Source organism: Aeromonas sp. Lyrl_2 (assembly GCF_051948815.1).
GTDB classification, from domain to species: domain Bacteria; phylum Pseudomonadota; class Gammaproteobacteria; order Enterobacterales; family Aeromonadaceae; genus Aeromonas; species Aeromonas veronii.
The window spans coordinates 69,352-93,243 of the sequence record NZ_JAYJLJ010000001.1 but is presented as its reverse complement, the minus strand read 5'-3'; the positions used below and the strand labels follow the sequence as shown (position 1 = coordinate 93,243).

Annotated in this window: 24 protein-coding genes; 11 read left to right on the top strand and 13 right to left on the bottom strand. The window is 57.9% G+C overall.

Annotated elements, in window-relative coordinates; all coding sequences use genetic code 11:
* Window positions 1-79: 79 nt before the first annotated feature.
* Window positions 80-286: a hypothetical protein gene (locus tag VF684_RS00405; protein WP_005338629.1), complete on the bottom strand. Its 207-nt coding sequence runs from the start codon at window positions 284-286 to the stop codon at window positions 80-82.
* 131 nt (window positions 287-417) lie between these two features.
* On the opposite strand from VF684_RS00405, the gene dinB reads away from it, so the two are divergent.
* From dinB to rlmM, 6 genes are all read left to right on the top strand, one after another.
* The gene (gene dinB / locus VF684_RS00400) at window positions 418-1,473 is read left to right on the top strand and encodes a DNA polymerase IV (RefSeq protein WP_107682458.1); all 1,056 of its coding nucleotides are present in this window, start codon (window positions 418-420) and stop codon (window positions 1,471-1,473) included.
* A 66-nt stretch (window positions 1,474-1,539) separates the two neighbouring features.
* A complete protein-coding gene (locus VF684_RS00395) occupies window positions 1,540-3,681 on the top strand; it encodes a methyl-accepting chemotaxis protein (RefSeq protein ID WP_139440018.1) in 2,142 nt (713 codons plus the stop codon).
* Window positions 3,682-3,965: 284 nt separating this feature from the next.
* Window positions 3,966-4,886 (top strand): transcriptional regulator GcvA, encoded by a 921-nt coding sequence (locus tag VF684_RS00390; protein ID WP_005338622.1) that lies wholly within the window; start codon window positions 3,966-3,968, stop codon window positions 4,884-4,886.
* Entirely contained in the window at window positions 4,879-5,508 is a 630-nt protein-coding gene (locus VF684_RS00385) for an alpha/beta family hydrolase (RefSeq protein ID WP_047435531.1), read from the top strand. Before VF684_RS00390 ends, VF684_RS00385 begins: the two co-directional genes overlap by 8 nt.
* A 51-nt stretch (window positions 5,509-5,559) precedes the next feature.
* Window positions 5,560-5,946: a DUF423 domain-containing protein gene (locus VF684_RS00380; RefSeq protein ID WP_058052208.1), complete on the top strand. Its 387-nt coding sequence runs from the start codon at window positions 5,560-5,562 to the stop codon at window positions 5,944-5,946.
* Window positions 5,939-7,033 carry a 23S rRNA (cytidine(2498)-2'-O)-methyltransferase RlmM gene (rlmM, locus tag VF684_RS00375; RefSeq protein WP_101530797.1) on the top strand — a complete coding sequence of 365 codons (1,095 nt, stop codon included), beginning with the start codon at window positions 5,939-5,941 and terminating at the stop codon, window positions 7,031-7,033. The genes VF684_RS00380 and rlmM overlap by 8 nt, the downstream gene beginning before the upstream one ends.
* 82 nt (window positions 7,034-7,115) lie before the next feature.
* Here the strand turns inward: rlmM and VF684_RS00370 are convergent, their stop codons facing one another.
* The 7 genes from VF684_RS00370 to queF all read right to left on the bottom strand — a co-directional run bounded on the left by VF684_RS00370 (window position 7,116) and on the right by queF (window position 16,341).
* The gene (locus tag VF684_RS00370) at window positions 7,116-7,574 is read right to left on the bottom strand and encodes a hypothetical protein (protein WP_128816320.1); all 459 of its coding nucleotides are present in this window, start codon (window positions 7,572-7,574) and stop codon (window positions 7,116-7,118) included.
* Between the two features lie 117 nt (window positions 7,575-7,691).
* Window positions 7,692-8,699 (bottom strand): isocitrate dehydrogenase, encoded by a 1,008-nt coding sequence (locus tag VF684_RS00365; RefSeq protein ID WP_005349723.1) that lies wholly within the window; start codon window positions 8,697-8,699, stop codon window positions 7,692-7,694.
* 159 nt (window positions 8,700-8,858) lie between these two features.
* Window positions 8,859-9,659, bottom strand: a complete 801-nt coding sequence (gene xni, locus VF684_RS00360) for a flap endonuclease Xni (protein ID WP_201911501.1) — start codon at window positions 9,657-9,659, stop codon at window positions 8,859-8,861.
* 136 nt (window positions 9,660-9,795) lie between these two features.
* On the bottom strand, window positions 9,796-11,151 hold the full coding sequence (ppnN, locus tag VF684_RS00355) for a nucleotide 5'-monophosphate nucleosidase PpnN (protein WP_005338611.1): 1,356 nt from the start codon (window positions 11,149-11,151) through the stop codon (window positions 9,796-9,798).
* A 148-nt stretch (window positions 11,152-11,299) separates the two neighbouring features.
* Window positions 11,300-12,916, bottom strand: a complete 1,617-nt coding sequence (locus VF684_RS00350) for a GGDEF domain-containing protein (RefSeq protein ID WP_376898887.1) — start codon at window positions 12,914-12,916, stop codon at window positions 11,300-11,302.
* Between the two features lie 95 nt (window positions 12,917-13,011).
* Window positions 13,012-15,282, bottom strand: coding sequence for a tetratricopeptide repeat protein (locus tag VF684_RS00345; protein ID WP_440173434.1), 2,271 nt, complete (start codon window positions 15,280-15,282; stop codon window positions 13,012-13,014).
* A gap of 210 nt (window positions 15,283-15,492) precedes the next feature.
* Complete coding sequence (gene queF / locus VF684_RS00340; protein ID WP_376898885.1) at window positions 15,493-16,341, bottom strand: NADPH-dependent 7-cyano-7-deazaguanine reductase QueF; 849 nt, start codon at window positions 16,339-16,341, stop codon at window positions 15,493-15,495.
* 205 nt (window positions 16,342-16,546) lie between these two features.
* On the opposite strand from queF, the gene syd reads away from it, so the two are divergent.
* Complete coding sequence (syd, locus tag VF684_RS00335; RefSeq protein WP_376898884.1) at window positions 16,547-17,095, top strand: SecY-interacting protein; 549 nt, start codon at window positions 16,547-16,549, stop codon at window positions 17,093-17,095.
* Between the two features lie 92 nt (window positions 17,096-17,187).
* Here syd and VF684_RS00330 read toward each other — a convergent pair whose 3' ends face one another.
* The 5 genes from VF684_RS00330 to VF684_RS00310 form a co-directional block, all read right to left on the bottom strand.
* Window positions 17,188-17,973 carry a Zn-ribbon-containing protein gene (locus VF684_RS00330; RefSeq protein WP_376898882.1) on the bottom strand — a complete coding sequence of 262 codons (786 nt, stop codon included), beginning with the start codon at window positions 17,971-17,973 and terminating at the stop codon, window positions 17,188-17,190.
* A 3-nt stretch (window positions 17,974-17,976) separates the two neighbouring features.
* Entirely contained in the window at window positions 17,977-18,273 is a 297-nt protein-coding gene (locus tag VF684_RS00325) for a hypothetical protein (protein WP_376898880.1), read from the bottom strand.
* A gap of 84 nt (window positions 18,274-18,357) precedes the next feature.
* The gene (locus tag VF684_RS00320) at window positions 18,358-18,594 is read right to left on the bottom strand and encodes a DUF2789 family protein (protein WP_005338602.1); all 237 of its coding nucleotides are present in this window, start codon (window positions 18,592-18,594) and stop codon (window positions 18,358-18,360) included.
* 74 nt (window positions 18,595-18,668) lie between these two features.
* The gene (locus VF684_RS00315) at window positions 18,669-18,968 is read right to left on the bottom strand and encodes a DUF3301 domain-containing protein (protein WP_005338600.1); all 300 of its coding nucleotides are present in this window, start codon (window positions 18,966-18,968) and stop codon (window positions 18,669-18,671) included.
* A gap of 111 nt (window positions 18,969-19,079) precedes the next feature.
* On the bottom strand, window positions 19,080-20,120 hold the full coding sequence (locus VF684_RS00310; RefSeq protein ID WP_128836320.1) for a DUF3549 family protein: 1,041 nt from the start codon (window positions 20,118-20,120) through the stop codon (window positions 19,080-19,082).
* 276 nt (window positions 20,121-20,396) lie between these two features.
* Here VF684_RS00310 and VF684_RS00305 point away from each other — a divergent pair, with 276 nt between their 5' ends.
* From VF684_RS00305 to VF684_RS00290, 4 genes are all read left to right on the top strand, one after another.
* Complete coding sequence (locus tag VF684_RS00305; RefSeq protein WP_005338596.1) at window positions 20,397-20,732, top strand: YqcC family protein; 336 nt, start codon at window positions 20,397-20,399, stop codon at window positions 20,730-20,732.
* Window positions 20,729-21,502 carry a tRNA pseudouridine(65) synthase TruC gene (gene truC / locus VF684_RS00300; RefSeq protein WP_376898878.1) on the top strand — a complete coding sequence of 258 codons (774 nt, stop codon included), beginning with the start codon at window positions 20,729-20,731 and terminating at the stop codon, window positions 21,500-21,502. Before VF684_RS00305 ends, truC begins: the two co-directional genes overlap by 4 nt.
* A gap of 89 nt (window positions 21,503-21,591) precedes the next feature.
* Window positions 21,592-22,032 (top strand): flavodoxin, encoded by a 441-nt coding sequence (locus tag VF684_RS00295; protein ID WP_139493647.1) that lies wholly within the window; start codon window positions 21,592-21,594, stop codon window positions 22,030-22,032.
* A 542-nt stretch (window positions 22,033-22,574) separates the two neighbouring features.
* Window positions 22,575-23,825 carry a maltoporin gene (locus tag VF684_RS00290; protein ID WP_127006391.1) on the top strand — a complete coding sequence of 417 codons (1,251 nt, stop codon included), beginning with the start codon at window positions 22,575-22,577 and terminating at the stop codon, window positions 23,823-23,825.
* The last annotated feature ends 67 nt before the right edge of the window (window positions 23,826-23,892 follow it).

Genomic DNA, 23,892 nt, shown 5'->3' with positions numbered 1-23,892 from the left:
GCTTTGAAAACGGGCCCCGGTCATCTTGATCGGGGCCCGCTTGTTATCTGCCGTTGTCGGTCACGCCATCTTGTCCGGCTCAGTAGTCGTACTGTGAGCACTGTTTTTTGTTGTACTCAGTTTTCCAGCGTGCCAATTCTTGCTCTGTGCCTAGCTTGTCTCCTTTCTTGATAGCCTGTTCCAGTATCTCAATCCGGTCGTACAGCCAGCGGCACTCTGCCGTCGGGTTGTTCTTGCCGATGCCGGTCAACGGTAGCAAACAGAGTCCCAACCAAAGATATTTCATCCCGAACGCTCCTTGTCATTGTGGTAGTAAAGGTCTCCTTGGAGTCTACTATTTTAGCCGCAACGAGAGAGATAGAGCTGGGGTTATCCTTGGGGTAAGATGGTGCCATGCCTGTTTATTTATACAGTAGTATGCGCAAGATCATCCATATCGACATGGACTGCTTTTTTGCCGCGGTGGAGATGCGGGACAATCCGGCGTTGCGGGAGGTGCCGCTCGCCATCGGTGGGGCCTCCGAGCGGCGCGGCGTCATCTCGACCTGCAACTATGTGGCGCGCCGATTCGGGGTGCGCTCCGCCATGCCGAGCGCACTGGCGAAAAAACTCTGCCCGCCGTTGGTACTGATCCCTGGGCGAATGGCGGTGTACAAGGATATCTCCCGTCAGCTCAGGTCCATTTTCCTCCGCTATACCGATCAGGTTGAACCACTGTCGCTGGACGAGGCTTACCTCGACGTGACCCACAGTCGCTGTTGTGGCGGTAGCGCCACCCTGATGGCGCAAGAGATCCGGCAAGCCATCGTCACCGAACTGGGATTGACCGCCTCGGCCGGAGTGGCTCCCAACAAGTTTCTCGCCAAGCTTGCCTCGGAGCAGCGCAAGCCTGATGGTCTGTTTGTCATTCGTCCCGACGAAGTGGCCGAATTTGTCTGCCAGTTGCCCCTCGGCAAACTGCCCGGGGTGGGGCGCAAGACTGCCGAGCGGCTGGAGGCGCAGGGGCTTTACACCTGTGAGGATGCGCGGGCCTTGTCGGCACAAGAGCTGTGCAGCCGTTTTGGCAAGCTGGGGGAGATGTTGACGACCCGGATCTGGGGGCTGGATGAACAGCCGGTGCAGGCGCACCGGATCCGCAAAACCATCGGGGTGGAGACCACCCTGGCGAGCGATGTTTGTGACGAAGCCGCCTGCCTGACGGTATTGCAGCAACTGTTGCCGGAGCTTGAGCGGCGATTTCAGCTGGCGTGCCCTGCCGAGCAGGTGATGGGGCAGGGGATTAAACTCAAGTTTGCCGACTTCCACCAGACCACCGTCTATCGCAGTCAGGGTGGCTATCAGCCAGCCTTGTTCGTTCCCCTGCTCAAAGAGGGGCTACAGCGGGCACAAGGGCGTTCGGTTCGCCTGCTGGGCTTGGTGGTGGGTTTGCCAAAAGAGGGTGAAGTTAATCAACTCTCGCTGGATTTGCTGTGAGGGAGTTAAGTTTTTGTTTATAAAGTCGATAATCTATCCATATCTGTATGACGTAGGAATATTGGCATGAGCGCTCTTTCTGTCCAGGGTCGGATTACCCTGATCGCCGGTTGCTGTCTGTTGGTGACAGCCGCCGCTCTGGTTGCCTCTTCGATTTACAACGCGAACAAGATGCAACAGCAGGTGCGGCAAGCCACCATGCACGAGGCGCAGCAGTCTGCCGAAAACTGGATGAAGGCGATGGGCTCGGAGCAGGCGGCCAAGGTAACCAGCTATCTCGATGAGGCCTATTTCCGCGCCAGTTTGCTGGCAGAGAGCGTGTTGTTCCAGCGCAAGAATGCGGCCGAGAACTTTGTCCATTCGGAGGCGCTGCGCAGCGCCGTCAATCAGCAACTGCACGATGCCGTTGCCTCATCGACCAATCTGCTTGGTGTCTATGCGGTGTTCGAGCCTGACCAGCTGGATGGGGAAGACAGCAACTATCAGGGCTCAACGGCGCTGGGTTCCAACGACAAGGGGCGTTTTTCCAGTTACTGGGCCTATGACAACGGCAAGATAGAGCCGGAAGTGCAGAATGAGGATGTACTGGCCGATGAGAGCCCGACCGAGGCTGGTGGAATCGAAAACGAGTGGTATCGCTGTAGTATTCGCACCCGTGCCCTCTGCCTGCTGGAGCCCTATCTGGACGATGTGGGCGATAAACAGATATTGATGACCTCGGTGACGGTCCCGCTACTGGAGCAGGAGACCTTGCTGGGGATGGTCGGGGTCGATATCTCGCTGGCCACATTGCAGAGTCTGGTCAGTACCATGGACAAGGAGCTCTATGACGGCAAGGGCAGAATTTTGCTGGTCAGTCACGAGGGGCGCGTGGCGGGAGCCGATGAGTTCGATGTGACAATGGGGCGCGGGCTGGATCAGAAGTATCAGGGGCTGGCCAGCGAGCTGAAAGGCTGGCTCAGTCAGGGTCAGGAGCTGACTCGCTGGAGCAGCGATGGCACCCTGTTGCAGACTTTTGTCCCGGTATCCATGCGTGGCACCGACCGTAAATGGGGCATCTACATTGAATTGCCACGGGCAGTAGTGCTGGCCTCGGCCCAGCAACTGCAAGATGAGCTGGCCAGTGAGGCCAATCGCAGCGTAGTCTCGCAACTGTCGATCGGGGTGCTGATCTCGCTGGTTGCCCTGAGTTTTATCTGGTTGATGGCGCGCCAGATTGTGGCGCCCATCCGCGCTGTAGTTGCCCGTCTCAAGGATATCGCCAGCGGCGAGGGGGATTTGACCCAGCGTATCGAGATCCAGCGGCAAGACGAGATCGGCGAACTGGCCAAGTGGTTCAACAGCTTCCTCAACAAGTTGCAATCCACCATCAGTCAGGTGATTGATACCGTCTCTGGTACGCGCAACAGTGCCGAGCGAGCCGCGCAGGTGGCCGAGCGCACCAGCAGTGGCATGCAGGCCCAGTATCAGGAGATCGATCTGGTGGCGACGGCATTTGAAGAGCTGAGCGCCACGGCGTTGCAGGTCTCCGGTAATGCCGGCTCGGCGGTGGCGGCTGCCAACACCACTGACGCCGCAGCGCAAGAGGGCAAATATGTCGTTGCTGACACCCAGGAGGCGATGCGCAAGCTGATGACCATCATCAACGATGCCCAGCCGGTGGTGGAGCGACTCTCCGCCAACAGTGACAACATCAATGACATTCTTATCGTGATCCAGGGAATTGCCGAGCAGACCAACTTGCTGGCGCTGAATGCGGCTATTGAAGCGGCGCGGGCCGGTGAGCAGGGCCGTGGCTTTGCCGTGGTGGCCGATGAGGTGCGCAATCTGGCGGGTCGCACCCAGAATGCCATCGTCGAGATCCAGACCCTGATCAGCCAACTGCAATCCGGTACCGGCGCCGTGGTCAAGGCGATCCGCGATGGTCATGAACAGGCTGACGAGACCCTCGCCAAGGTGGACCTCTCGGTGCTGGTGCTGGAGCAGATCATCCAGTCGGTCTCCACCATTCATCAGATGAACGAGCAGATAGCCCGGGCGGCGCAGGAGCAGAGCCGGGTGGCGGACGAGATCAATCGTAACGTCAGCAACATTCGCGATGTGAGCCACACCATTCGGGCCGAGGCGGCGACCTCCGCCGAAAATGGTCGCGAGCTCTCTGCGCTGGCGGATAAACAGCAGCAGCTGGTGGGGCAGTTCAAGGTATAGAAGGGATGAAAAAAGGCGCCATCCAGCTGGAGGCGCCAAACACATTCAGATGACAGACTGGGTCAAACCGGTGAGATTTGAGCCCCTCTTCCCGCAGAGGAAGAAACACAACACCACAATCACAGTCGAAAGACTCACTAAAAACACATGTAAACCAACACGTAGTAGAAAATGTGAGCCATATGACGACTGATTGCTGGGCGAATTATGTTTATTCACTGGTCGACCCGCAACCGACAAATTATAATGCGCCCCATTAGAAAAACTCATCGTCGGCTGGTGTCATGTCTCGTCGTTTACCCCCGCTCAATGCCCTCAAGGCCTTTGAAGCAGCGGCTCGTCACTTAAGCTTTACCCGCGCAGCAGAAGAGTTGTTTGTGACTCAGGCTGCCATCAGTCACCAGATCAAGGCGCTGGAGGAGTATCTTGGCATCAAGCTGTTCCGCCGCAAAAACCGCTCCTTGTTGCTGACCGAAGAGGGGCAGGGCTATTTCCTGGATATCAAGGACATCTTTGCCTCCATCTCTGAGGCGACCGACAAGCTGCTGGCCCGCAGTGCCAAGGGGGCGTTGACTGTCAGTTTGCAGCCGAGTTTCGCCATCCAGTGGCTGGTGCCGCGGTTGGTCAAGTTCAGCGAGCGCCACCCTGATATCGATGTACGGATCAAGGCGGTTGACCTCGATGAAGGGTCGCTTACCGACGATGTGGATGTCGCCATCTACTACGGCCGCGGCAACTGGCCGGGTCTGCGCTCGGACAAGCTGCATACCGAATACCTGATCCCGGTCTGTTCCCCCTTGCTGCTGACCGGGCCCAAACCGTTGCGTACGCCGCAAGATTTGACTCTTCATACCCTGCTCCACGATACCTCCCGCCGCGACTGGAAGGCCTGGTTCCGCCAGCTCGATATCGATGCACCCAACGTCAATCAGGGGCCCATCTTCAGCCACTCCACCATGGTGATCCAGGCGGCGATCCACGGCCAGGGGGTGGCGCTTGGCCACAGCGTGCTGGCACAACCCGAGATTGAGGCCGGCCGCCTTATCTGCCCATTCGAGCAGGTGCTGGTGAGCAAAAATGCTTTCTATCTGGTGTGTCAGGAGCAACAGTCGGATCAGGGCAAGATCGTTGCCTTCCGCGACTGGATGCTGGAGCTGGTGGAGCAGGAAGAGGCGCGTCGCAGGGCAAGGCTCGCCGATGCCTGATGTAATCCGCGAGGGGGCAATTGATGCCCCCGTTCGCATTTTGCTGGCCCACGGGGCAGGCGCGGGGATGGATCATGCCTTTCTTACCGAGTTGTCACGTCTGCTGGCTGGCCCCGACATCGAAGTGGTGCGCTTCAACTTTCCCTACATGACAAAGCGTGCACAGGATGGCAAGCGCCGCCCGCCGGACAGAGCACCTGTGCTGCTAGCCCATTGGCGCGACATGATCCGCGAGTTTGCCCATCCACGGCTGTTTCTGGCGGGCAAGTCGATGGGCGGGCGGATGGCGGCGGAACTGTACAGCGAAGGCGAGGGTGAGATGAATGCTGCAGGATTGCTCATTCTCGGGTATCCTTTCCACCCTCCGGCCAAGCCCGACAGCTGGCGAGGCGAGGTACTCAAGCATATTGCAGTACCAACCCTGCTGTTGCAGGGGGAGCGCGATACCTTCGGTAGTCGCGCCGAACTGGCCGATTTCCCCTTCTCACCCGCCGTATCGGTCCATTGGTTGACCGATGGTGATCATGGTTTCAAACCGCGTAAAGCCAGTGGCGTGAGTGAGCAGGATAATATGCAGCATGCAGCGGCGGCCATCAGCCATTTTGTGGCCCGACATGGATAGCACAAGAGGGTTGGTTTGATTGCCAGCCTCGATGAGAGAGGGAGAGTGAGGATGCAGATCCATCGACATTGGCTGATACTGGCCGGTCTCTTCGGGTTGACGGCCACCATGCTGGGGGCTTATGGCGCCCATGGATTGGCGGCGACCGGCATTACGCCCGAGCGTCTGGCGGCATTCAATACCGCCGTGCAATATCAGTTTTTTCACGCATTGGCCCTGCTGGTTCTGGGCTGGTGTGGTGTGCGCAGCAAGGTGATCCACCTGGCTGGCACCGCTTTTGTGCTGGGGATCATCGGATTCTCTGGCAGTATTTACGCCATGGTGCTGCTTGGCAGCAAGGGGCTGGGGTTGATTACTCCGGCCGGTGGCCTCTGTTTTATGTTGGGATGGGCGGCCCTGATCTGGGCTGGCTGTCGTCTTGGAGGAAAAAATGAATAATCTGCTGCTTTATTGCCGCCCCGGTTTTGAGAAAGAGGCGGCTGCAGAGATCACCGAGCGTGCCGGTAACATGCAGTGCTACGGTTTCGCCCGGGTCAAGGACGACAGCGGTTATGTGATCTTCGAACTGTATGACGAGGAGCAGGCGGACCTGCTGGCTCGCAAGCTGCCATTCCGGGAGCTCATCTTCATCCGCCAGATGCTGGTGGTCACCCATGAGCTGAAGGGGCTGGATGTCGCGGACAGGATCTCCCCGATCCTTGAGGCGGTGAGTGACTACACCATTTGCGGCGATCTGCGGGTCGAAACCGCGGATACCAACGAAGCGAAAGAGCTGTCAGCCTTTTGCCGCAAGTTCACCGTGCCGCTTCGTCAGGCGCTGCGCAGCAACGAGATCCTGACCAAGAAGGAGACGCCGAACCGTCCGGTGTTCCACGCCTTCTTCATGGCCAATGATCATGTCTTGCTGGGCTACTCCTATTCGTTCAACAACTCCGGATTCCACATGGGGATCCCGCGCCTGCGCTTCCCGGCCGATGCGCCGAGCCGCTCTAGTCTCAAGCTGGAGGAGGCGTTTTACGTGTTCGTGCCGCGGGAAGAGTGGGATGTGCGTCTCTGCTCCGGCATGAAGGCTGTGGATCTGGGCGCCTGCCCGGGTGGCTGGACCTATCAGCTGGTGCGTCGTGGCATGATGGTGACGGCGGTTGACAACGGCATGATGGCCCAATCCCTGATGGATACCGGTCAGGTCAAGCATATCCGGGATGACGGTTTCGTCTGGCGTCCGAGCAAGAAGAACACCTACTGGCTGGTGTGCGACATGGTCGATAAACCGGCGCGGGTCGTTCACATGATTGCGGACTGGTTCCGTGAGGGCGACTGCCAGGAGGCGATGTTCAACCTCAAGCTGCCGATGAAGAAGCGTTATGCTGAATCGGTACACAATATCGAGGTGTTGCGCGAGATGCTCAAGGAGATCGACAACGCGTTCGTGATCCAGGCCAAGCAGCTCTATCACGATCGGGAAGAGATCACCGTGCATGTTTACAACAAGTACTGGGTCTCCAAACTCGAGCCCAAGGCGTGATGTAGCAGTTCTGCCCGTACGATAAATACCAAGGCCGACAGGGAAACCTGTCGGCCTTTTGCTATTCGGCTGCCGGAAAATATCAGAAACGGTAATCGAGGCGCAGGGAGGATTCGTCGTCGGTCACCTTGATCTCTATCTGCAGCGGGATGGTTTTGTCGACCGGATTGAATTGCATCTTTATCCCGTCTCCTCTCAGCCTGAGGGCGGTGTTCATTCCGCCAGCCTTGAACTTGACCTTGGGTCTAAAGCGTTCGACCGACAGACTGACGCTTTTTTCCGGGGTCAGATTAAGCTGCGGGTAGGAGGTGATCTTTTGATTACCAAAGTTGTCGGTGGAGACTTCAATACCAAACGACAGGGGTTTGGGTGCCTTGAGCAGGTCGTTGGTATCCAGGCTTGAACGCCATACCTCGGTGGCAGTCCGTTTTTCCTGCTGCGGCAGTTTGGCGGTTTGGGTTGATTGAGCCTGTTCGAAGGCACTTGCAGCACCACAAACCAGCATCAGGCCCGACACCAGATAGCACCCGTATCCCTTCATGAAAAACACTCCCTGTTCTTTTTCTCTATTGAACATAGTTGCTGTTTGGGGAGTGGCAAAGGATTCGGAAACATAAAAAAGGGAGCCGAAGCTCCCTTTTAAAATCAATGAATTAACTCAAAGGCGATCGATGATGGCCTGGGTGAATTCGCTGGTGGAAGCCGTGCCACCCAGATCGCGGGTGACCCGATCACCGGATTCGATGGTGGCTCGTACTGCCTCGCGGATCCGCTCTGCTTTATCCTGCATGCCGAGGTACTCCAGCATCTGAATGGAGGCTAGGATCACCGAGGTCGGGTTGGCGATATTCTTGCCTGCGATATCCGGTGCCGAGCCGTGCACCGCTTCGAAGATGGCGGCGCCATCGCCGATGTTGGCGCCGGGCGCCATACCAAGGCCGCCAACCAGACCGGCGCAAAGATCCGAGAGGATGTCGCCGAACAGGTTGGTGGTGACCATGACATCGAAACGCTCCGGGTACATCACCAGATTCATGCATGCGGCATCGACGATCATCTCTTCGCTCTGGATATCCGGGTAGTGGCTGGCGATTTCACGTGCCACTTCGAGGAACAGGCCGGAGGTCGATTTGAGGATGTTCGCCTTGTGGATGATGGTGACCTTCTTGCGCCCTTCCTGACGGGCCAGCTCGAAGGCAAACTTGACGATGCGCTCGGCCCCTTCGCGGGTGATGATGCTCATCGCCTCGGCACTCTTGTTGTCATCGCTGCGCTTCTGACCTGCACCCGAGTACATCCCTTCGGTGTTTTCACGCACCGTGATGATGTCGATGTTGTCGTAACGGCTTCTGGTGCCCTTGAAGGAGATGACCGGACGCACGTTGGCGTAGAGGTTGAACTTCTTGCGCAGGGAGACGTTGATGGAGGTAAAACCGCCGCCGACCGGCGTGGTCAATGGCCCTTTCAGGCTCACCTTGTTCTTCTCAATCAGATCCAGGGTAGCCTGGGGCAGCAGCTCGCCATGCTTCTCGAGGGCAACCAGACCCGCATCCGCGTATTCGTACTCAAAGTCACAGCCCGCATGGGTCAGGATCTGAATGGCTGATTCAATGATGCTGGGGCCGATGCCGTCGCCGGGGATCACGGTAATTTTTCTTTTGGACATGAGAGGGTTCCACTTCCAGGGTATAGGGGAGGATGGGGCTGCTTTATAGCATTTACTCAGCAAACCAACCACATTCCTTTACATTCTACTCACTTTTATCAACAGCGAGGGTGAGTCTCGTCATGGTTCACGCCCTTGCCTGCATTTTTGTTCGGCCATTTAGTCTGGCTGGGGCGGGTAGCGGATGTCCCGCAGGTTGAATCCCAGCGGAATATCCCGCTGCAAGCGCACCAGCCGCTGGGCCAGCAGGGCCTCATCCTGATGTTGGCGCAGCTTGAGCAGTGGCTTGGCGGCGTCCTCTTGCTGACAGGCTTCGAGCATGGCTGCCAGATTGCCATATTGCTGCAACAGCTGGGTGGCGGTCTTGGGGCCAATCCCCGGAACCCCCTTGATATTGGAACCGCTGATACCGGTCAGGGCCCAGAAGTCGACCAGCTGAGCAGGGGCTACCCCATATTGCTGCTGGACGAAGGCCGCATCCAGCCAGCGCTTGTTGAAGTAGTCGCGCACCCGGATCTGCTGGCAGATCAGTTGGCAGAAGCCCTTGTCGGTGGAGATGATGGTCGCCTGATGGCCATGGCTGGCGATGCCGCTGGCGAGGGTGGCGATAAGGTCATCCGCTTCATCGGTCTCGGAGAGCAGGGCATCGACCCCGCACTCCCAAAAGGCATCCTGCAGGGTCGCCAGCCCTTCACGCAGTTCGGGGGGCATGGGAGTTCGCCCCTCCTTGTAGGCCGGATAGACCTCTTTGCGCCAGCTATGCACCTCGCCATCAAACACGGCAATGACATGGGTTGGCTCGCTATTGGCCAGCAGCTTGCGGCAGGTATTGATAAGGTTGGCGCGGGTGGCGACCAGCGCCTGGGCTGGGGTCAGTGCCTGCTGGGCCTGTACCGCGTGCAGACGGCGAATGAGGTTGAGGGCATCGATGATGAGCAGGTGTGGCCGGATAGTTGACATGGGGCACTCTTGGCGGTCGGGACGCCCCATTGTAACAAACCGCTCGCCTTATGGGGGATTGATGGCACTCGGGAAGGGATAGCGCCAATTAAAGAGGGGCGCCGATGCGCCCCTCTGTCGATGATGTATCTGTACCCTAGCGGACGATTTCGTAGCAGGGCACATACTGGCTGCCCGGCAGCTTCATCCGCTGCTGCTTGACGAAGCTCTCCAGCAGCTTGTCCATCAGGTGCATCAGCTCCTTGTCGCCGTGCAACTTGAAGGGGCCTTTCTTCTCGATGGCGCGAATGCCCCCTTCCTTGACGTTGCCAGCGACGATGCCGGAGAAGGCACGACGCAGGTTGGCGGCCAGCAACTGGGGCGGCTGGTTGCGGTGCAGATCCAGACTGGCCATGCTGGCGTGATCCGGTTCGAAGGGGAGCTGGAACTCCGGCTCAATCTTGAGGGACCAGTTGAAGGAGTAGGCATCGCCGACCGATTTGCGGTATTCGCGGATTTTCGGCATCGCCTCTTTCATCACCCGGGCCACTTCCGGCGCATCGCCGACAATGATCCGGTAGAGCTTGGTCGCCGGTTCACCGAGGGTCGCCTTGATGAAGTCGTCGATGGCACGGAAGTAGTCGGCACTCTCTTTCGGGCCGGTCAGGATGATGGGCATCGGCTGCCGCTCGTTGGCCGGATGCATCATGATGCCGAGCAGATAGAGCAGCTCTTCGGCGGTGCCGACCCCGCCCGGGAAGATGATGATGCCATGGCCCAGACGCACAAAGGCTTCCAGCCGTTTCTCGATATCCGGCAGGATAACCAGCTCGTTGACGATGGGGTTGGGCGGTTCGGCCGCAATGATGGAAGGCTCCGTGAGGCCGATGTAGCGGCCGTTGCGCACCCGCTGTTTGGCATGGCCGACGGCGGCCCCCTTCATCGGGCCCTCCATGGCGCCAGGGCCACAGCCGGTACAGATGTTCAGCTCACGCAAGCCCAGCTCGCTGCCCACGGCGCGGGTGTACTGGTACTCGATCTCGTTGATGGAGTGGCCACCCCAGCAGACGATCAGGTTGGGATCGGCGCCGGGCAGGATCACCTTGGCGTTGCGCAGAATGGCGAACACCACGTTGGATATATGAGTGGAGTTGGTCAGATTGACCTGGCGGTTGGACTCGAGCTGATTGGAGACATAGAGAATGTCGCGCAGCACCGAGAAGAGGTGCTCCTGAATGCCGCGAATGATCTCGCCATCGACAAAGGCGTGCTCGGGGGCATTGAACAGTTCCAGCTTGACCCCGCGCTCGCGCCGGATCACATGAATATCGAACGATTTGAAGCGCTCCAGGATCTCCTTGGAGCTGTCGGTATGGCTACCGGAATTGAGCACTGCCAGCGAGCAGTTGCGAAACAGTTGATAGATATCGCTGGAGGCTGTCTGCTTGAGGCGATCCACCTCAAGCTGTGACAGCAAATCCATGCTGCCGACGGGATTGATGTGCGTAATCATAGGTTCCCCTTTACTCACTTGTTATCGTTGTGTTTTTCCCTGGGGAGAAAAGGGGACGCTATGTTGCATCCCCTGAGATCGATAGTAGTGGTAACAGAGGGTAGAGGGAAATAGGGCGACGACTGTTCGCTGTTTTTTTAGCCGCTTGTCAGGCCAGTGTCACTTGATCCCGACCGGTGTGCTTGGAGTGGTAGAGCGCCTTGTCCGCCCGTTCAAACACATCTGACGGGTTGTCCCCATCCTTGAACAGGGTTGCGCCGATGGAGATGGTGATCTCCACCTTGGCATCGCGAAAACGGAACGGGATGCTCTTGATGGTCTGGCGCAGGGTCTCCAGCGGCTTCTGGAACTTGTCCGGGTTAATGTTGGGCAACAACACCACGAACTCTTCCCCACCAAAACGGGCGATGAAGTCGGTGTCACGCAGCGCGCTTTGCAGCGCCTTGGCGACCACTTTCAACGCCTTGTCACCCGCCATATGGCCGTAGTTGTCATTGATGTTCTTGAAGTGATCGATGTCGATGATCGCCATGCAGAGCGGAGTGCGGTAACGAAGCCAACGTTTGTACTCCTGCTCCAGCCGTTCATCGAGGGCGGCCCGGTTGTGTACCTGGGTCAGGCTATCGAGGAACAGCTTGTGTTTTTGAATGGTCAGCCGCTTCTTGTACTCGGCGGTCTCCTCCTTCATCAAGCGCAGCTTGGACTCCATGGTGGAGAGGCGGGTGAGCAGGTGACGCTCTCGCGCCGCCGTACTGTCACGCTCTTGCAGCAGCAGGTTGATGGCGCCCATATGGCCGGAGATGGCGCGCTTGAGCGCATCGATGGAGTTATGGCTGGCCAGGGAGTGATCGATCGCCTGCAACTCGTTGACCAGCGCCTCACGGGTCTCTCGGGTTTCGTTTTGCAGCGCACGCCCCTCATCGAGGGATTCGGTAAACCCGACATGTACTGCGGAGAGGCTCTCGTTGAGGGAGCTGAGGAAGGCGCGGGAGGCTTTGCGCTCCTCACGGGTGCCTTCGATGATGAGCTCGATCACCTGCAGGCAGGTTTCCGCCAGCAGGGCAGGGTTGATCCCGATCAGCAGTTGGCGGCGAATGTCGCTCAGGCTCTCGCCGATGGCGCCGGCAAAGTCGAGTTCGGTGATAAGCCGCTGCAGCTCATCGGCGATGCGGGCGTGATCCTTGAGATCAAACGGGTCGACATCGGGTTGGCCATCGTTGCTGGCAGTATCGCTTTCTTGTTGAGTTGCACCTGACGGTGCCAACAGGGGCTGACTTGGCAGCAGCTGGATCTTGATCGCCTGCTGGTAGAACTCCAGCAGCTTGATCACCTTCTTCTGGTGATCGGCAATGCCGTAACCGACCGGACTTGCCAGAAATTCCTTGAGGGACTTGCGGGTCTCTTCCGGGAAGCCCTTGATGTTTTTCAGCTGTTTGGAACCAAGCTCGATGGCGGTCTGGGTCAGGGTGATCGACTCTTCCAGCGCATTGCTGTGCTGCTGCAGCAGTTTTTCAATGGCCAGCAGGTCGGCGTCCATCGAGGTAAATGCGGGATTGTTATCCAGTTTCTGTTTGAGCTTGGCGAAGCGATTGTCCAGCTCGCGGTCGAAGCCACGGCAGGAGAGCATCAACTTGTTGATAAACTGGATGCCGCGAGCACGCTCTGCATCGGAAAACGACAGCACGCCGTCGAGTTCCAGCTGTTTCTGCTGAAGGGATTCCCTGAGTCTTGCCAATTGTCCTGCTACGGCAGCGATGTCATTCATTATCAGGTCGCCCTGTTGTCATTATTGTTTTTGGTGTTGGATAGCAACAGTGGTCGAACCTGGTTTCGATCCTCGCCTGTTATCTACATTATTTCCTAGTGGTTATCGGCTGCCGGCTTCCTTGCAAGGCTGGGCCAATTAACCCATTGCTTTTCATGAGAAGAATTGACTTTTACCAGTCCCTTGTCAATTGCCATCAGGCCGCATTGCCACACATCTCCATTAAAAAATGCCGCTTGTTGGCAATCGATCGCCGCGAGCTCCAACCAGGCGTTTTGCTGGCATTTTTCACTGAGCTGAATGGCTCCCGACAGGGCGAGATAGCAGAGGTCAAACAGGCCATTGTGATCGAGCGCGGTCGCCGCTTTCGGCAGGAAGGGGTGACTGACAATCCCGAGGCTGATCTGGCGATCCAGCGGATAGTTGCAAGGGTAGGCGGCGATGGCGGTCAGCAGGTCTCCCGCCAGTTGATGCAGGTTGGTGACGTGGCGCTGTGGCACCACATAGAGCATGTGTCCTTCACGCAAGTCATAGATACGGCCATCTTGCGGGGTCAGGGTGTCCATATAGGCACCGAAGGCCTGCTCGATTTCTCTGCTGACCTGATAGCCGTGGCGCTCCAGCGTGTTGACCAGGAAAGGCACACGGAACAGCAGATAGTGCAGCTTGTCATCGAACTCGCTGGAGGGTTGTTCACTGAGGTACCAGCGATCCGATTTCAGCTGGCGCTTTGCCATCTCCCGCGGCCAGCGGTTCATCAGCCGCTGCCAGTTGGCCAGCCCCGAGCGTGGCTCGATCAGCAGGGCCTCATTGGTCCGTTTCAGTTGCAGGCGGGCAGTTCGCAGCTTGAGCCAGAGGGTGAAGAAGAGGTAGATAAAGAGCGCCAGCAGCAGGCTGGTGGTGATGCTCGACCAGAGATAGCGCTCCTGCTGATGTTGGCTGTTGTTAAGCCGCTGCTCCAGCTCCTTGATATGTTGTACCCGCTCGACCTGGACATAGTTGTCGCGGATCGCCGCCTGCTCCATGGCTTGCTCCTGCTGGCGCACCTCTTCGCCAAGACGGTGGAAGCGCTTGTAGCTGTCGAGAGCCTGACGCAGATACCCCTTCTGCTCATAGGCCAGCGACAACAGGCGGAATACCTCGTACTGACGGCGGGTATCGCCGAGCTGATTGGCCAGCGCACGGGCGTTCTCCAACTGCAGAATGGCGATGGCGGCCTCCTGCTTTTTCAGATAGAGCTCGCCGAGCAGCAACAGGGTATCGATCAGCGGCTCTTTGGCATCGCTCAGCTCATGGGACTGACTGGCCGCATTGAGGTAGTTGCTGGCCAGCGAGAGGTTGCCGCTTTGCAGGTAGGTTTTGCCGATTTCGTATTTGAGCAGGGAGGCTTGCGGTCGGTTGCTCCCTTCATCGAGCAGATCCAGCGCATTAAAGAAGTAGACCAGCGCCATATTGAGGTCGCCCTGCTCGCGGTTGAGTCGCGCCAGCACCATCAGGGAGTCGCACAGCAGGGAAGGGTTGCCGATGGAGTGGAAGTAGTTGGCCGCCTCATTGGCATACTGCAGCGCTTTCTGTGGTTCCTGCTCCTGCTGATAGAGTTTCACTATCTGGTTCGACAGCAGGCCAAGAAAGAGCGGATCATTGAGGCTTTTGGCCTGTTGCTGGGCATCTATATATTCTCCCAGTGCCAGCTGTGGCTGCTGCAGCGCGCGATAAAGGTCGCCGCTGATGGCGCTGACCCAGGCACTGGCGAGGGGATTGGGGGTCTTGGCGGCCCAGATCCGCGCATCTGCCAAGTGGGCCTTGGCATCATCGAAGTGCTGGTTCTCGATGTCGTAGCTGGTGCGTTGCAGGCGGCCATAAATCTGCAGCTGGCTCTGCTTGAGCGTGGGGACGGCCAGCTGTTCGTCCAGTTGATCCATCAGGGCGCGGCTGGTGCTCTGGTTATCCGGTTTGAGGGCCTGGCTGCGGATCTTGAGATAGAGGCCGTGGGCCTTGAGTTCCGGTTGCCGCTCTTTGTCTGCCAGCGCCATCGCCTTGTCGAGCGCTTGCTGGGTGGCCTGATATTGACCCAGTTGCAGCAGACACTCCCCTTTGAGCAGATGGGCGCCTATAGTCTGGGCCGCCGTGCTGTAACTCAGGATGGGCTCGCGATAACCGAACTCCTGGCGATTGCTGATGATTTGCTGGGGATTATTGGCTGCGCGCGTCAGGAAGGCGGTGGTGATCTGGACGCATCTGGCAGGATCGGTCAGTACCATCGATTGCGCTTGTTGCAGATCGATAGAGAGTTGCTCCTTGTCCAGATCCAGATTCGGAGCTGACAGGGAGGACATCATCATGGCCAGAAAAAACAGTTGATTCATTGGATTAAGGACGGCGCAGAGGTGTTGGCATGTTATCCAAGCCCCCCCCTGCGAGTCCAGCGTTTACTGTGGTTTGCTGGTGGCCGGCAAGTGGGTTTCGTCTGGATTTTATTATCCAGCCCCCTTATCACAGCTGCGTAAAGCATCGATCGAAACCTTTTTGCCAGTCATGGAGGGCTGTGTGACTGCCCTCTCTGTCGCAACTCGACTTTATTGGCGGATCAGACGCAGGTTGGCGGGCACGGCTTCGAAATTGGAGCGGAACGGGTTGATGTCGAGGCCGCCGCGACGGGTATAGCGGGCATAGACGGTCAACTGCTCAGGCTGGCAATAGTGTTTGAGGTCGATAAAGATCCGCTCGATGCACTGCTCGTGGAACTCGTTGTGCTGGCGGAACGAGATGAGATAGCGCAGCAGCTTCTCCCGATCGAGTTTCGGCCCCTTGTAGCGGATCACCACAGAGCCCCAGTCGGGCTGGCTGGTGACCAGACAGTTGGATTTGAGCAGGTGGCTGTGCAGGGTCTCTTCTACCTGTTCGCTACCGGCTGCCCCTTGCAGCAGGGACGCATCAAACTCGTAATTGTCTACCTCGATATCCTGCTCATCGATGCACTCGCCAGGCAGCAGGGCAATCTGGTGCGGCGCCTTGTCGAGGGGGAACAGGGTCACCTTGACGGTCTCGCCCGCACAGGCACTCAGATCCTTGGTCAGCATGGCGGCGACTGCCTCTATAGAGTCGCAACGGGTCTGGTTGAAGGAGTTGAGGTAGAGCTTGAAGGATTTGGATTCGATCAGGTTCGCACTGGTGGCCGGGATGGTCACTTCACCCACCGCCACCATCGGCTTGCCCTTGGCATTGAGCCAGGAGAGCTCATAGAGGGTCCAGACATCGCAACCGTTAAAGGGCAGGTCATCGCCCAGCTGGAGATCATTCCGGTTCAGGCTACGTGGAACCGGCTGTAGCAGGGAGGGGGTGTACTGGCTGATGTAATCGGATTGCTGGCCCAGGCTCAGGCCGGTCAGGGCGCTGGCCCCGGCGTATCTATCTTGTTTGCTCACAGGGTTGCTCACGTAATGTGCTCATGATGAGTGGAATGAAACGGGCCATTGCTGGGCCGGATGGTTGCAGCCGTTTGGCTTGGGCGTCGGCCTCTCTGTATCCCGGGTTCTGTTTCCCGGGTCACTAGGTAGGGCTGGCAACCTTGTCTGTTACCGGGTTTGGTGGTGCAATAGCGGACTTTGCCAGCAATTGTGGGGATTTTCGATGTCGGATCAAGTTTTGTCTGCCCTGGAGCACTTTTTTGCCCGCTGGCAACGGGATGGCGAGGCCAGACGAGGCCTGCCCCTGTGCGAGTGGGAGGCGGACTGGCGTTCCCCCTGCCAGCTTGGTGAGCCTGCCGATGGTCGAGTGGCCTGGCGTCCTCATCATCGCCCCGAGCCCGCCGATTTTACGGCCATGGCCGATGCCCTCGAGCTGACAATTCATCCCAGCGCCATTGCCCTGTTTGGCCACTGGTTCAGCCGCCCTGTGCCCTGCCTCTTCAAGGGGCTGCGCCTTGAACTGATCTTGCCGTGGAACGAGGCGGATCTCGACCTGCTCAAGGAGAACCTCATTGGCCATCTGCTGATGTTGCGCAAGCTAAAGCGAACCCCCTCCATCTTTATTGCCACCACCCGCAACGAGATGACGCTCATCTCGCTGGATAACGAGAGTGGTCAGGTGTGGCTGGAGTGGCTCGATTCCGGCCGCCGTCTGACGTTGGCGCTCTCCTTGCCGGCGTTTCTGGAACGGCTTGAGACGTTGCCGCAATAGCACCTGCTCGAGCCAAGGTTACCCATCGGAACGAAAAGAGCCTTGCCATGCGGCAAGGCTCTTTTTTATGGCATCGCGTACAGGGAACGCGCTTAATCCTTGAAATCCCAGGAGAGGTTGGAGACCAGACGGCAGCTGTCGCACTTGAAGTCGAAGATCTCGTGCAGTGGCTCTGCCAGCGCCCACTCACCGCCACAGCTGGGACAGGGGCGCGCCTTCTCCTCGGCGGCGCTCAGCCCGCCCACCCGATAGAGGTAGTAGTAGGTGGGGATGCCGCTCAGCACTTCCAGCCGTTTGGCCAGATCGCTGCCGCGCCGGTAGAGGCGGCTGCCCACTTCGCCGATTTCGTGCAGCGCCGCATGTTCGGCGATGGAGCCGTTCATCTGCAACTGATCGCACGCCTCCCAATCCTCCTGCCACTTGATGATCTGCTTCTGATCGCCGTTGGCGACCGCGGGCAGTTGGTAGAGCGGAATGGGGGCGAAGTGGTCGCCACAGCGCAGCGGCGAGCAGGTGTGCAGGAAGCTGGTGTAGAGCAGCATCCAGCTCGGCCGCTCGCCCTGCTGGCCGCAAGGGTCGGTGCTGTCGGAGAGCAGATCCGCCCCCTGCAGCTGGAGTTTGGGCGCCAGCAGCCCGGCCTGATTGAGCTGCTGTTCGGCCAGTTTGACCTGCTCGCTCTGGTTGTCGGGGTGCAGGCTATCCTGCTCCGGGCAGACCACCCGACTGACGAAATAGCCCTCATGCATGCTGGTGGGGAACTCCCGCCCGAGGATCTGGCCCTGATAACGCAGCATGTCGAGGTAGTTGACGATGGCCCGCTCGGCGTCGCCAAGGGAGGTATCGCGGTAACACTCAAAGCAGAGTTCGACAATATACATGGTTCAGCCTTGCCCCTGCTGGAGGAGCTGGTAGGTCAGGCGATCCACCTTCTGTTCGATGCGCGTGAGCTGTTCGGCGAGTTGCTGCAGGGTGAGCTCCGGTGCAGGCTGGGGGGCTGCCTCTTGCTGGATCTCGCTCTCGGCGGTCGCGACGGGCTGCTGCTTCCACTGGCTCAGCACTTTCAGCAGCTCGGCCATCGGCACGGGCTGGGTGAGGCGGGCCTTGATCATGGCGGTGGTGGGCGTCAGGCCCTTGGCGGCCAGCTCGTTGGCAATTCGGATGATCTCGTGGGCGGACATAAGCATGCTCTGGGTGAGAAGGGGGGATCGATATCGGGGCGGGATCTTAACCAAAGCTGGCAGGGGAGGAAAGGGGCGGGCGGCTTAGCGGGGCTGGCGCAGCATCACATCGAGCTGGTCGATCGCCTCGCACCAGTCGGAGTCGTTCCACAGGGCATCGCGCAGAAAGCTGGCCTGGGCGGCGTTCCAGAAACCGGCCTCCGGCAGCAGGGTTTCATTGTCGAGGTGATGGTCGTGCACAAAGCGGTGCAGGCTCAGCTCGTCGTTGGCCATCCCGAGCTGGGCAAACAGGGCTGGCAGATCGTGGACAAGGGGTTCCATCTCGTCTCTCCCTTTGTTTAATCCCTGAGATTATAGACAGGCACAGCCATCGGGCGCAGAGACGAGATTGGAGATCAGGCAGAGGGGATGCGATGGGGGGGCAGATCAACGCCCACGACGTGCAGCCCCTGCATCTTGAGGGTGCCCTGATAGTGGCTCTCGCCATCGCTGGAAAATTCAAACTGATAGTGGGTCAGCAGCCGCAGGGGATTATGTGCCAGCTCCCGCCGATGGCGAGCCAGTGACAGCAGTTGCAGATCATGGTGCTGGCAGTAGCGGCGCATATATTGCCAGGCCACTTCTGCCTGTTGGCGTTGCAGCCAGAACAGGCCGGCAACGGCAATCAGCAACAAAATTCCGAGCATCTCTCCCATAGGCGGGCTTCCTTATCGTGATGTCGATAACCGGGAGTCCTGCTCGGCACTCCCGATCTCCTTTTCAATTTCCCGCCGTGTTGCCTCGTGGCGTGAGGGGGAGGCGAGGGATCAGGCCGAGGCAAACAGACGGCCGATGGCCTTGCCCAGCGCATCGCTGCGCTCGGGGTCGCGCAGTCTGGCCAGCATATCATTGCGCAGGGCCGGTAAAGTGACCAACTCGGCAAAAACCTGATTGAAGAACTGGGTCGGTTGCAGTGCCAGCTGTTCCAGATAGTGGCTGAGCAGATTGGCATCTTTCAGATCGGGCCAGAGCCGGCCCGCAATGGCGAGCAGCAGCGCCGGGCTTGGCTGGGTTTGCAGCAGGGTCAGCAGCTTGTTGGTGCGCAAGGTGCTGCCGGGGCAGGAGGCCATAGCGCGGCAGAGGTAGGCCAGGGTCTCCGGGTTGGGGGCGGCGCACTCCTGCTCCTTGCCGATCCGCTCGAGCAGGGCGCCTTGTACTGCTGGCGGCAGCGGGGCGTTTTCAAGGCTCTGGCAGAGGGCATAGAGCGGCTCTTGCGGCAGTTTGGGCAGTGCCTTACAGATCAGCGCCAGATTGCGCTCATCATGCAGTCGCTCGGCCAGATCGGCAAAGCCCTGCAGCCCCAGCGTCTGCCAACCGGTGTCGTTGGGGGCGGCCAGATAGTGGCAGAGGGCATCGTAATAGGCAGAAGGGGCCTGTTCCAGCTGGCGCGCCAGCTTGGCATGCAGACTGGCCATCTTGGCCTCCGCCGGGCGGAAGGTGTAGGGGTTGTCGGCCAAGCGCTGGGCTTTTTCCTCGTCCAGATCGCCGGTCAGCTTGTAGCCCAGGGTCTCCACCACCTGATCCATGAACAGCTTGGGGCCATTTGACATCAGCAAGCCGCGCTCATCGAGGGCGAATTTGAGGAACCAGAGGTAGTGGCGAGACTCGCTCGGCTGGAAGAAGTGCACACCCAGCCAGGCGTGCTGCTGCAGCGGCCAGGGGTAGGGCTCCTGCTGCTGTTCGATGCGGACAAAGGTATCGCTTGCCAGTGACCGCACCTGGCGGCCCATGTCAAACAGCTGGAACTGGGTGCCAGCCTGAGTCAGAAATTCGGTCAAGGTATTGATGGCAGTAGGCGTCGCAGACATGGTGAGATCCGGCTAATGGTGATGCGGGCCGATTATAAGGCCCTTGCCGAGGATAGCCAGTGGCAGCAGACGTGCGCTGCGGCAGATATCAACATGGCAGCTATGCGGGGGGAGGTGTATAGTATCGCCCTTTTTTAACGGCGGCAGGCTGCGCTGGCTGCCGTGTATGTCGTTGACCCGGCTGAACCGCCGGTGCTGTGCGACTGAATGTATCGGCATCCTGGCTGGCCCTGTCGGGTCGGCGGATCAATTTGTGGTTATGAGGAAGAGAGCGAGATGAATCAATATTTGCTGGTAGCTGGCCTGTTGGGGGAACTCACCGCCGAGTTGCAGCGCCTTGAGCGCTGGCAAGCTGACCATCCCGGTGACGAAGCCCTGGCAAGCACCCTGCCTTTTTGTGTCGATACCCTGAGCTTTGATCAGTGGCTGCAGTTCGTGCTGATCCCGCGCATGGAGCAGCTGGTGATGTTGCAGGCGCCGCTGCCCACCAGCGTCTCCCTCTATCCCATGGCCAGCGAAGTCTACAAAGAGGATCTGGCCGAGGCAGAAGCGTTGCTGCGCCTGATCGCCCGCTTCGATCTGCTGCTTTCCGGCAAAGTGATTGAACAATGATGCCAGATCAAACCCGAGAAGAGAGTGACCTGAAGCCGACCCTGCTCTATCAGGATGAGTGGCTGGTGGCGGTCAACAAGCCGTCCGGTCTACTGGTGCACCGCAGTTGGCTCGACAAGGGCGAGACCCGTTTTGCCATGCAGATGACCCGGGATCTCATCGGTGGTCGCCATGTCTATCCGGTGCATCGCCTCGACCGACCCACCTCCGGTGTGCTGCTGTTTGCGCTCGATCCGGTGATTGCCCGCGCACTGACCGAAGCCTTTACCCAACGTCAGGTGCACAAGGAGTATCTGGCATTGGTGCGTGGCTGGGCGCCCGAGCAGGGGGTGATCGACTATCCCCTCAAGGAGCAGCTGGACAAGATTGCCGATGCCATGAGCAACCCGGATCGCCCGGCGCAAGATGCCGTCACCACCTTCCGGCGCTTGCATCAGGTTGAGCTGCCCCACGCGGTCTCCAAGAAGCACCCTACCAGTCGCTACAGTCTGGTCAGATTGTTCCCGAAGACCGGCCGCAAGCATCAGTTGCGCCGCCATATGGATCATCTGTTCCATCCTATTGTGGGCGACACCACCCACGGGGATGGGCGCCACAACCGTTTCTTTCGCGAGCACTTCGGCTGCGAACGGCTGCTGCTGGTGGCCCGCACCCTGAGCTTTACCCATCCGGTGCTCAAAGTGCCGATGCGGATCCAGGCGCCGCTCGGTCAGGATGTGTTGCGCCTGTTTGCCGAGCTGGGCTGGCCCGCCAGCGAGAGCGACTACTAAGCGCCTGATCCTTAGCCCTGAATCGGTGGCATCTGACGCCAGCTTGCTGATAGAGTTGCTAAAAGAGTGACTCAAGCAGGGAGCGGAGAATGGCGCAGATCGATATCGTGGTAGGAACTGTCTATGGCGCAGCCATGCTGGTGGCCGAGACCTTGGCAGATGAGCTGGAACGCAAGGGGCATCACTGTACCCTGCACGAAGAAGCACGGCTGGCGGACATCGACCCCGGCCGTTTTTTATTGCTGGTCAGTGCCACCACCGGGCAGGGGGACATTCCTCCCAATCTGCAGCACTTTGCCAGCGAGCTGGCTGACAAGGCGCCCTGGCTCAAGGGGCTGCGATATGCCCTGATTGCCATGGGCGACAGCAGCTATGACCATTTTTGTGGCGCGGGCCGTCGGCTGGACGGGTTGCTGCAAGAGCTGGGCGCCACGCGAGTGATTCCCCCGCTGGAGCTAGATGCTACCGTGCACGATGAACCCGAACAGGTGGCACTCAGCTGGCTGAAAAAGTGGGATATTCAGCCCTGAATATTCTCTGAAAAAGAGCCATATCAATCCCCTGATCCTTAACCGGCAGGGGATTGTTATTTGCACAAATGTCATCTCACTCAGCAAGCATATTTCCCACTCTTATTGTCGATAGTGGCGGAGGGATATTTTCCCCTTTTGGCATTCCATCGGCGTAATGGTTTCAAGCGCACCGCAGACCCATCGTCCAAATAAAAGTTCAATCTTGAAAGCGATCTCAGTCATGTTTTTGTCATTCGAACGTAAAATAATGACTTTGGTTCAGTCGCGAATTAATTGCTGGTAACGCTTTCAGATTCGTTTTAATTGCTGGTTTTGTGGTCTTGTTGGTCATATATTGCCTTTTGGGTCGTTTTTTTACCTGCTTGTGTTGTGGCGATCGTTTGCCGAGCGATTTGTCGCCATTTTGTGAGTCGCTTCATATTTGTCGTGAAATACGCTCCCTATAATCAACCTCGGTTATCACCAACAGGATTACATGGTGATAAGAAGTTGAATATTCAGGATCACACTCCTCACTGCGGGAAATAAGGAATATGACAATGAAAATGAAGTGGCTCCCGATTGCAGCAGCTGTTACTGCCGCCCTGGCTTCCCAAGCCGCCTTTGCCGTAGATTTCCATGGCTATATGCGTTCCGGTATCGGTGTTTCTGATAACGGTGACATGCAGATTAATGCGAAAAATAAAGTAGGTCGTCTGGGTAACGAAGATGACACTTATGGAGAGATCCAGCTGGGTCAAGAAGTCTACAACAAGAATAATCAAACTTTTTATGTAGACTCCATGTTTACCATGAAGACCGACTTCCAAAGCCGTGATTGGGAGGACACTGCTAGCGATTCATCCAACTTCGCACTGCGTCAGTTCAACGTTCAGGCTAAAAACCTGTTTGGTGGGAATGAAACCCTATGGGCCGGTAAGCGCTTCTATCAGCGTCATGACATTCATATCTCCGATACCTACTACTGGGATGTCTCCGGCGCCGGTGCTGGTGTAGAAAATATTGAGGTTGGTCCGGGCAAGCTCTCTGTCGCTGTTACTCGTAATGACCCATGGGAAGCAGTGACTGGCACTAAAGATACTATCGATACCAACGTGTTCGATATTCGTTATGCTGGCATTCCTCTTTGGACTGACGCTTCTCTTGAAGTCGGTTATGACTTTGCTATGGCAAACCCGACTGACGAGCAAGATAAGCTGAACCCCAATATCAATGATGGTCATATGTTGACAGCTGAACTGACCCAGTCAATGTTGGGTGGTTTCAACAAGACTGTTGCTCAGTACTTTATGGATGGTCTGGCTGCTCAAGGTGTGAGCTATGGTTCTGGTTCAGGGAGCGGCCTGCAGTCCAATTCCAGCAGTGGTGATGGCTTCCGATTGATCAACTGGGGTGTGCTGCCAGTTGGTGACAAAGTTGAATTTGGCCACCAGCTGATTTATGCGCAGGCTAAAGACTTTACTGAATGGGGCACTCAGTACGAGGACAAGGATACTTTCTCTGTTGTTGTTCGTCCGATGTACAAGTGGAATGATGTCATGAAGACCATCGCTGAGGTGGGTTACTTCAAAGATCATGAAACTAAGAAAGGCGCAAGTGAAACCTCTACTGATGGTAGCAAGTATACACTGGCACAAGCTTGGTCTGCAGGCTCAGGTTTCTGGGCTCGTCCTGAAATCCGTGTTTTCGCCTCCTATGTACAGCAAGATGGTCAATTCCGTGCTGACAGCAACGGTGTTAAGCAAGACAACGCTTGGAACTTCGGTGTACAAGCCGAAGCTTGGTGGTAATCTCTCCATCACCTGATTTCAAGTCGCCCCCGCTTGTCGGGGGCTCTTTTTTTCTAGATGGCGTGTA

Bases quoted from the DNA above. Each gene is read 5' to 3' on its own strand.
- xni (WP_201911501.1), bottom strand. From the start codon at position 9,659: ATGTCAACTATCCGGCCACACCTGCTCATCATCGATGCCCTCAACCTC.
- VF684_RS00320 (WP_005338602.1), bottom strand. From the start codon at position 18,594: ATGGAACCCCTTGTCCACGATCTGCCAGCCCTGTTTGCCCAGCTCGGG.
- ppnN (WP_005338611.1), bottom strand. From the start codon at position 11,151: ATGATTACGCACATCAATCCCGTCGGCAGCATGGATTTGCTGTCACAG.
- VF684_RS00405 (WP_005338629.1), bottom strand. From the start codon at position 286: ATGAAATATCTTTGGTTGGGACTCTGTTTGCTACCGTTGACCGGCATC.
- VF684_RS00350 (WP_376898887.1), bottom strand. From the start codon at position 12,916: ATGAATGACATCGCTGCCGTAGCAGGACAATTGGCAAGACTCAGGGAA.
- rlmM (WP_101530797.1), top strand. From the start codon at position 5,939: ATGAATAATCTGCTGCTTTATTGCCGCCCCGGTTTTGAGAAAGAGGCG.
- VF684_RS00330 (WP_376898882.1), bottom strand. From the start codon at position 17,973: ATGTATATTGTCGAACTCTGCTTTGAGTGTTACCGCGATACCTCCCTT.
- VF684_RS00295 (WP_139493647.1), top strand. From the start codon at position 21,592: ATGGCGCAGATCGATATCGTGGTAGGAACTGTCTATGGCGCAGCCATG.
- VF684_RS00315 (WP_005338600.1), bottom strand. From the start codon at position 18,968: ATGGGAGAGATGCTCGGAATTTTGTTGCTGATTGCCGTTGCCGGCCTG.
- VF684_RS00390 (WP_005338622.1), top strand. From the start codon at position 3,966: ATGTCTCGTCGTTTACCCCCGCTCAATGCCCTCAAGGCCTTTGAAGCA.
- VF684_RS00370 (WP_128816320.1), bottom strand. From the start codon at position 7,574: ATGAAGGGATACGGGTGCTATCTGGTGTCGGGCCTGATGCTGGTTTGT.
- VF684_RS00325 (WP_376898880.1), bottom strand. From the start codon at position 18,273: ATGTCCGCCCACGAGATCATCCGAATTGCCAACGAGCTGGCCGCCAAG.
- truC (WP_376898878.1), top strand. From the start codon at position 20,729: ATGATGCCAGATCAAACCCGAGAAGAGAGTGACCTGAAGCCGACCCTG.
- VF684_RS00365 (WP_005349723.1), bottom strand. From the start codon at position 8,699: ATGTCCAAAAGAAAAATTACCGTGATCCCCGGCGACGGCATCGGCCCC.
- VF684_RS00345 (WP_440173434.1), bottom strand. From the start codon at position 15,282: ATGAATCAACTGTTTTTTCTGGCCATGATGATGTCCTCCCTGTCAGCT.
- VF684_RS00380 (WP_058052208.1), top strand. From the start codon at position 5,560: ATGCAGATCCATCGACATTGGCTGATACTGGCCGGTCTCTTCGGGTTG.
- VF684_RS00385 (WP_047435531.1), top strand. From the start codon at position 4,879: ATGCCTGATGTAATCCGCGAGGGGGCAATTGATGCCCCCGTTCGCATT.
- VF684_RS00290 (WP_127006391.1), top strand. From the start codon at position 22,575: ATGAAAATGAAGTGGCTCCCGATTGCAGCAGCTGTTACTGCCGCCCTG.
- VF684_RS00310 (WP_128836320.1), bottom strand. From the start codon at position 20,120: ATGTCTGCGACGCCTACTGCCATCAATACCTTGACCGAATTTCTGACT.
- dinB (WP_107682458.1), top strand. From the start codon at position 418: ATGCGCAAGATCATCCATATCGACATGGACTGCTTTTTTGCCGCGGTG.
- VF684_RS00395 (WP_139440018.1), top strand. From the start codon at position 1,540: ATGAGCGCTCTTTCTGTCCAGGGTCGGATTACCCTGATCGCCGGTTGC.
- syd (WP_376898884.1), top strand. From the start codon at position 16,547: ATGTCGGATCAAGTTTTGTCTGCCCTGGAGCACTTTTTTGCCCGCTGG.
- VF684_RS00305 (WP_005338596.1), top strand. From the start codon at position 20,397: ATGAATCAATATTTGCTGGTAGCTGGCCTGTTGGGGGAACTCACCGCC.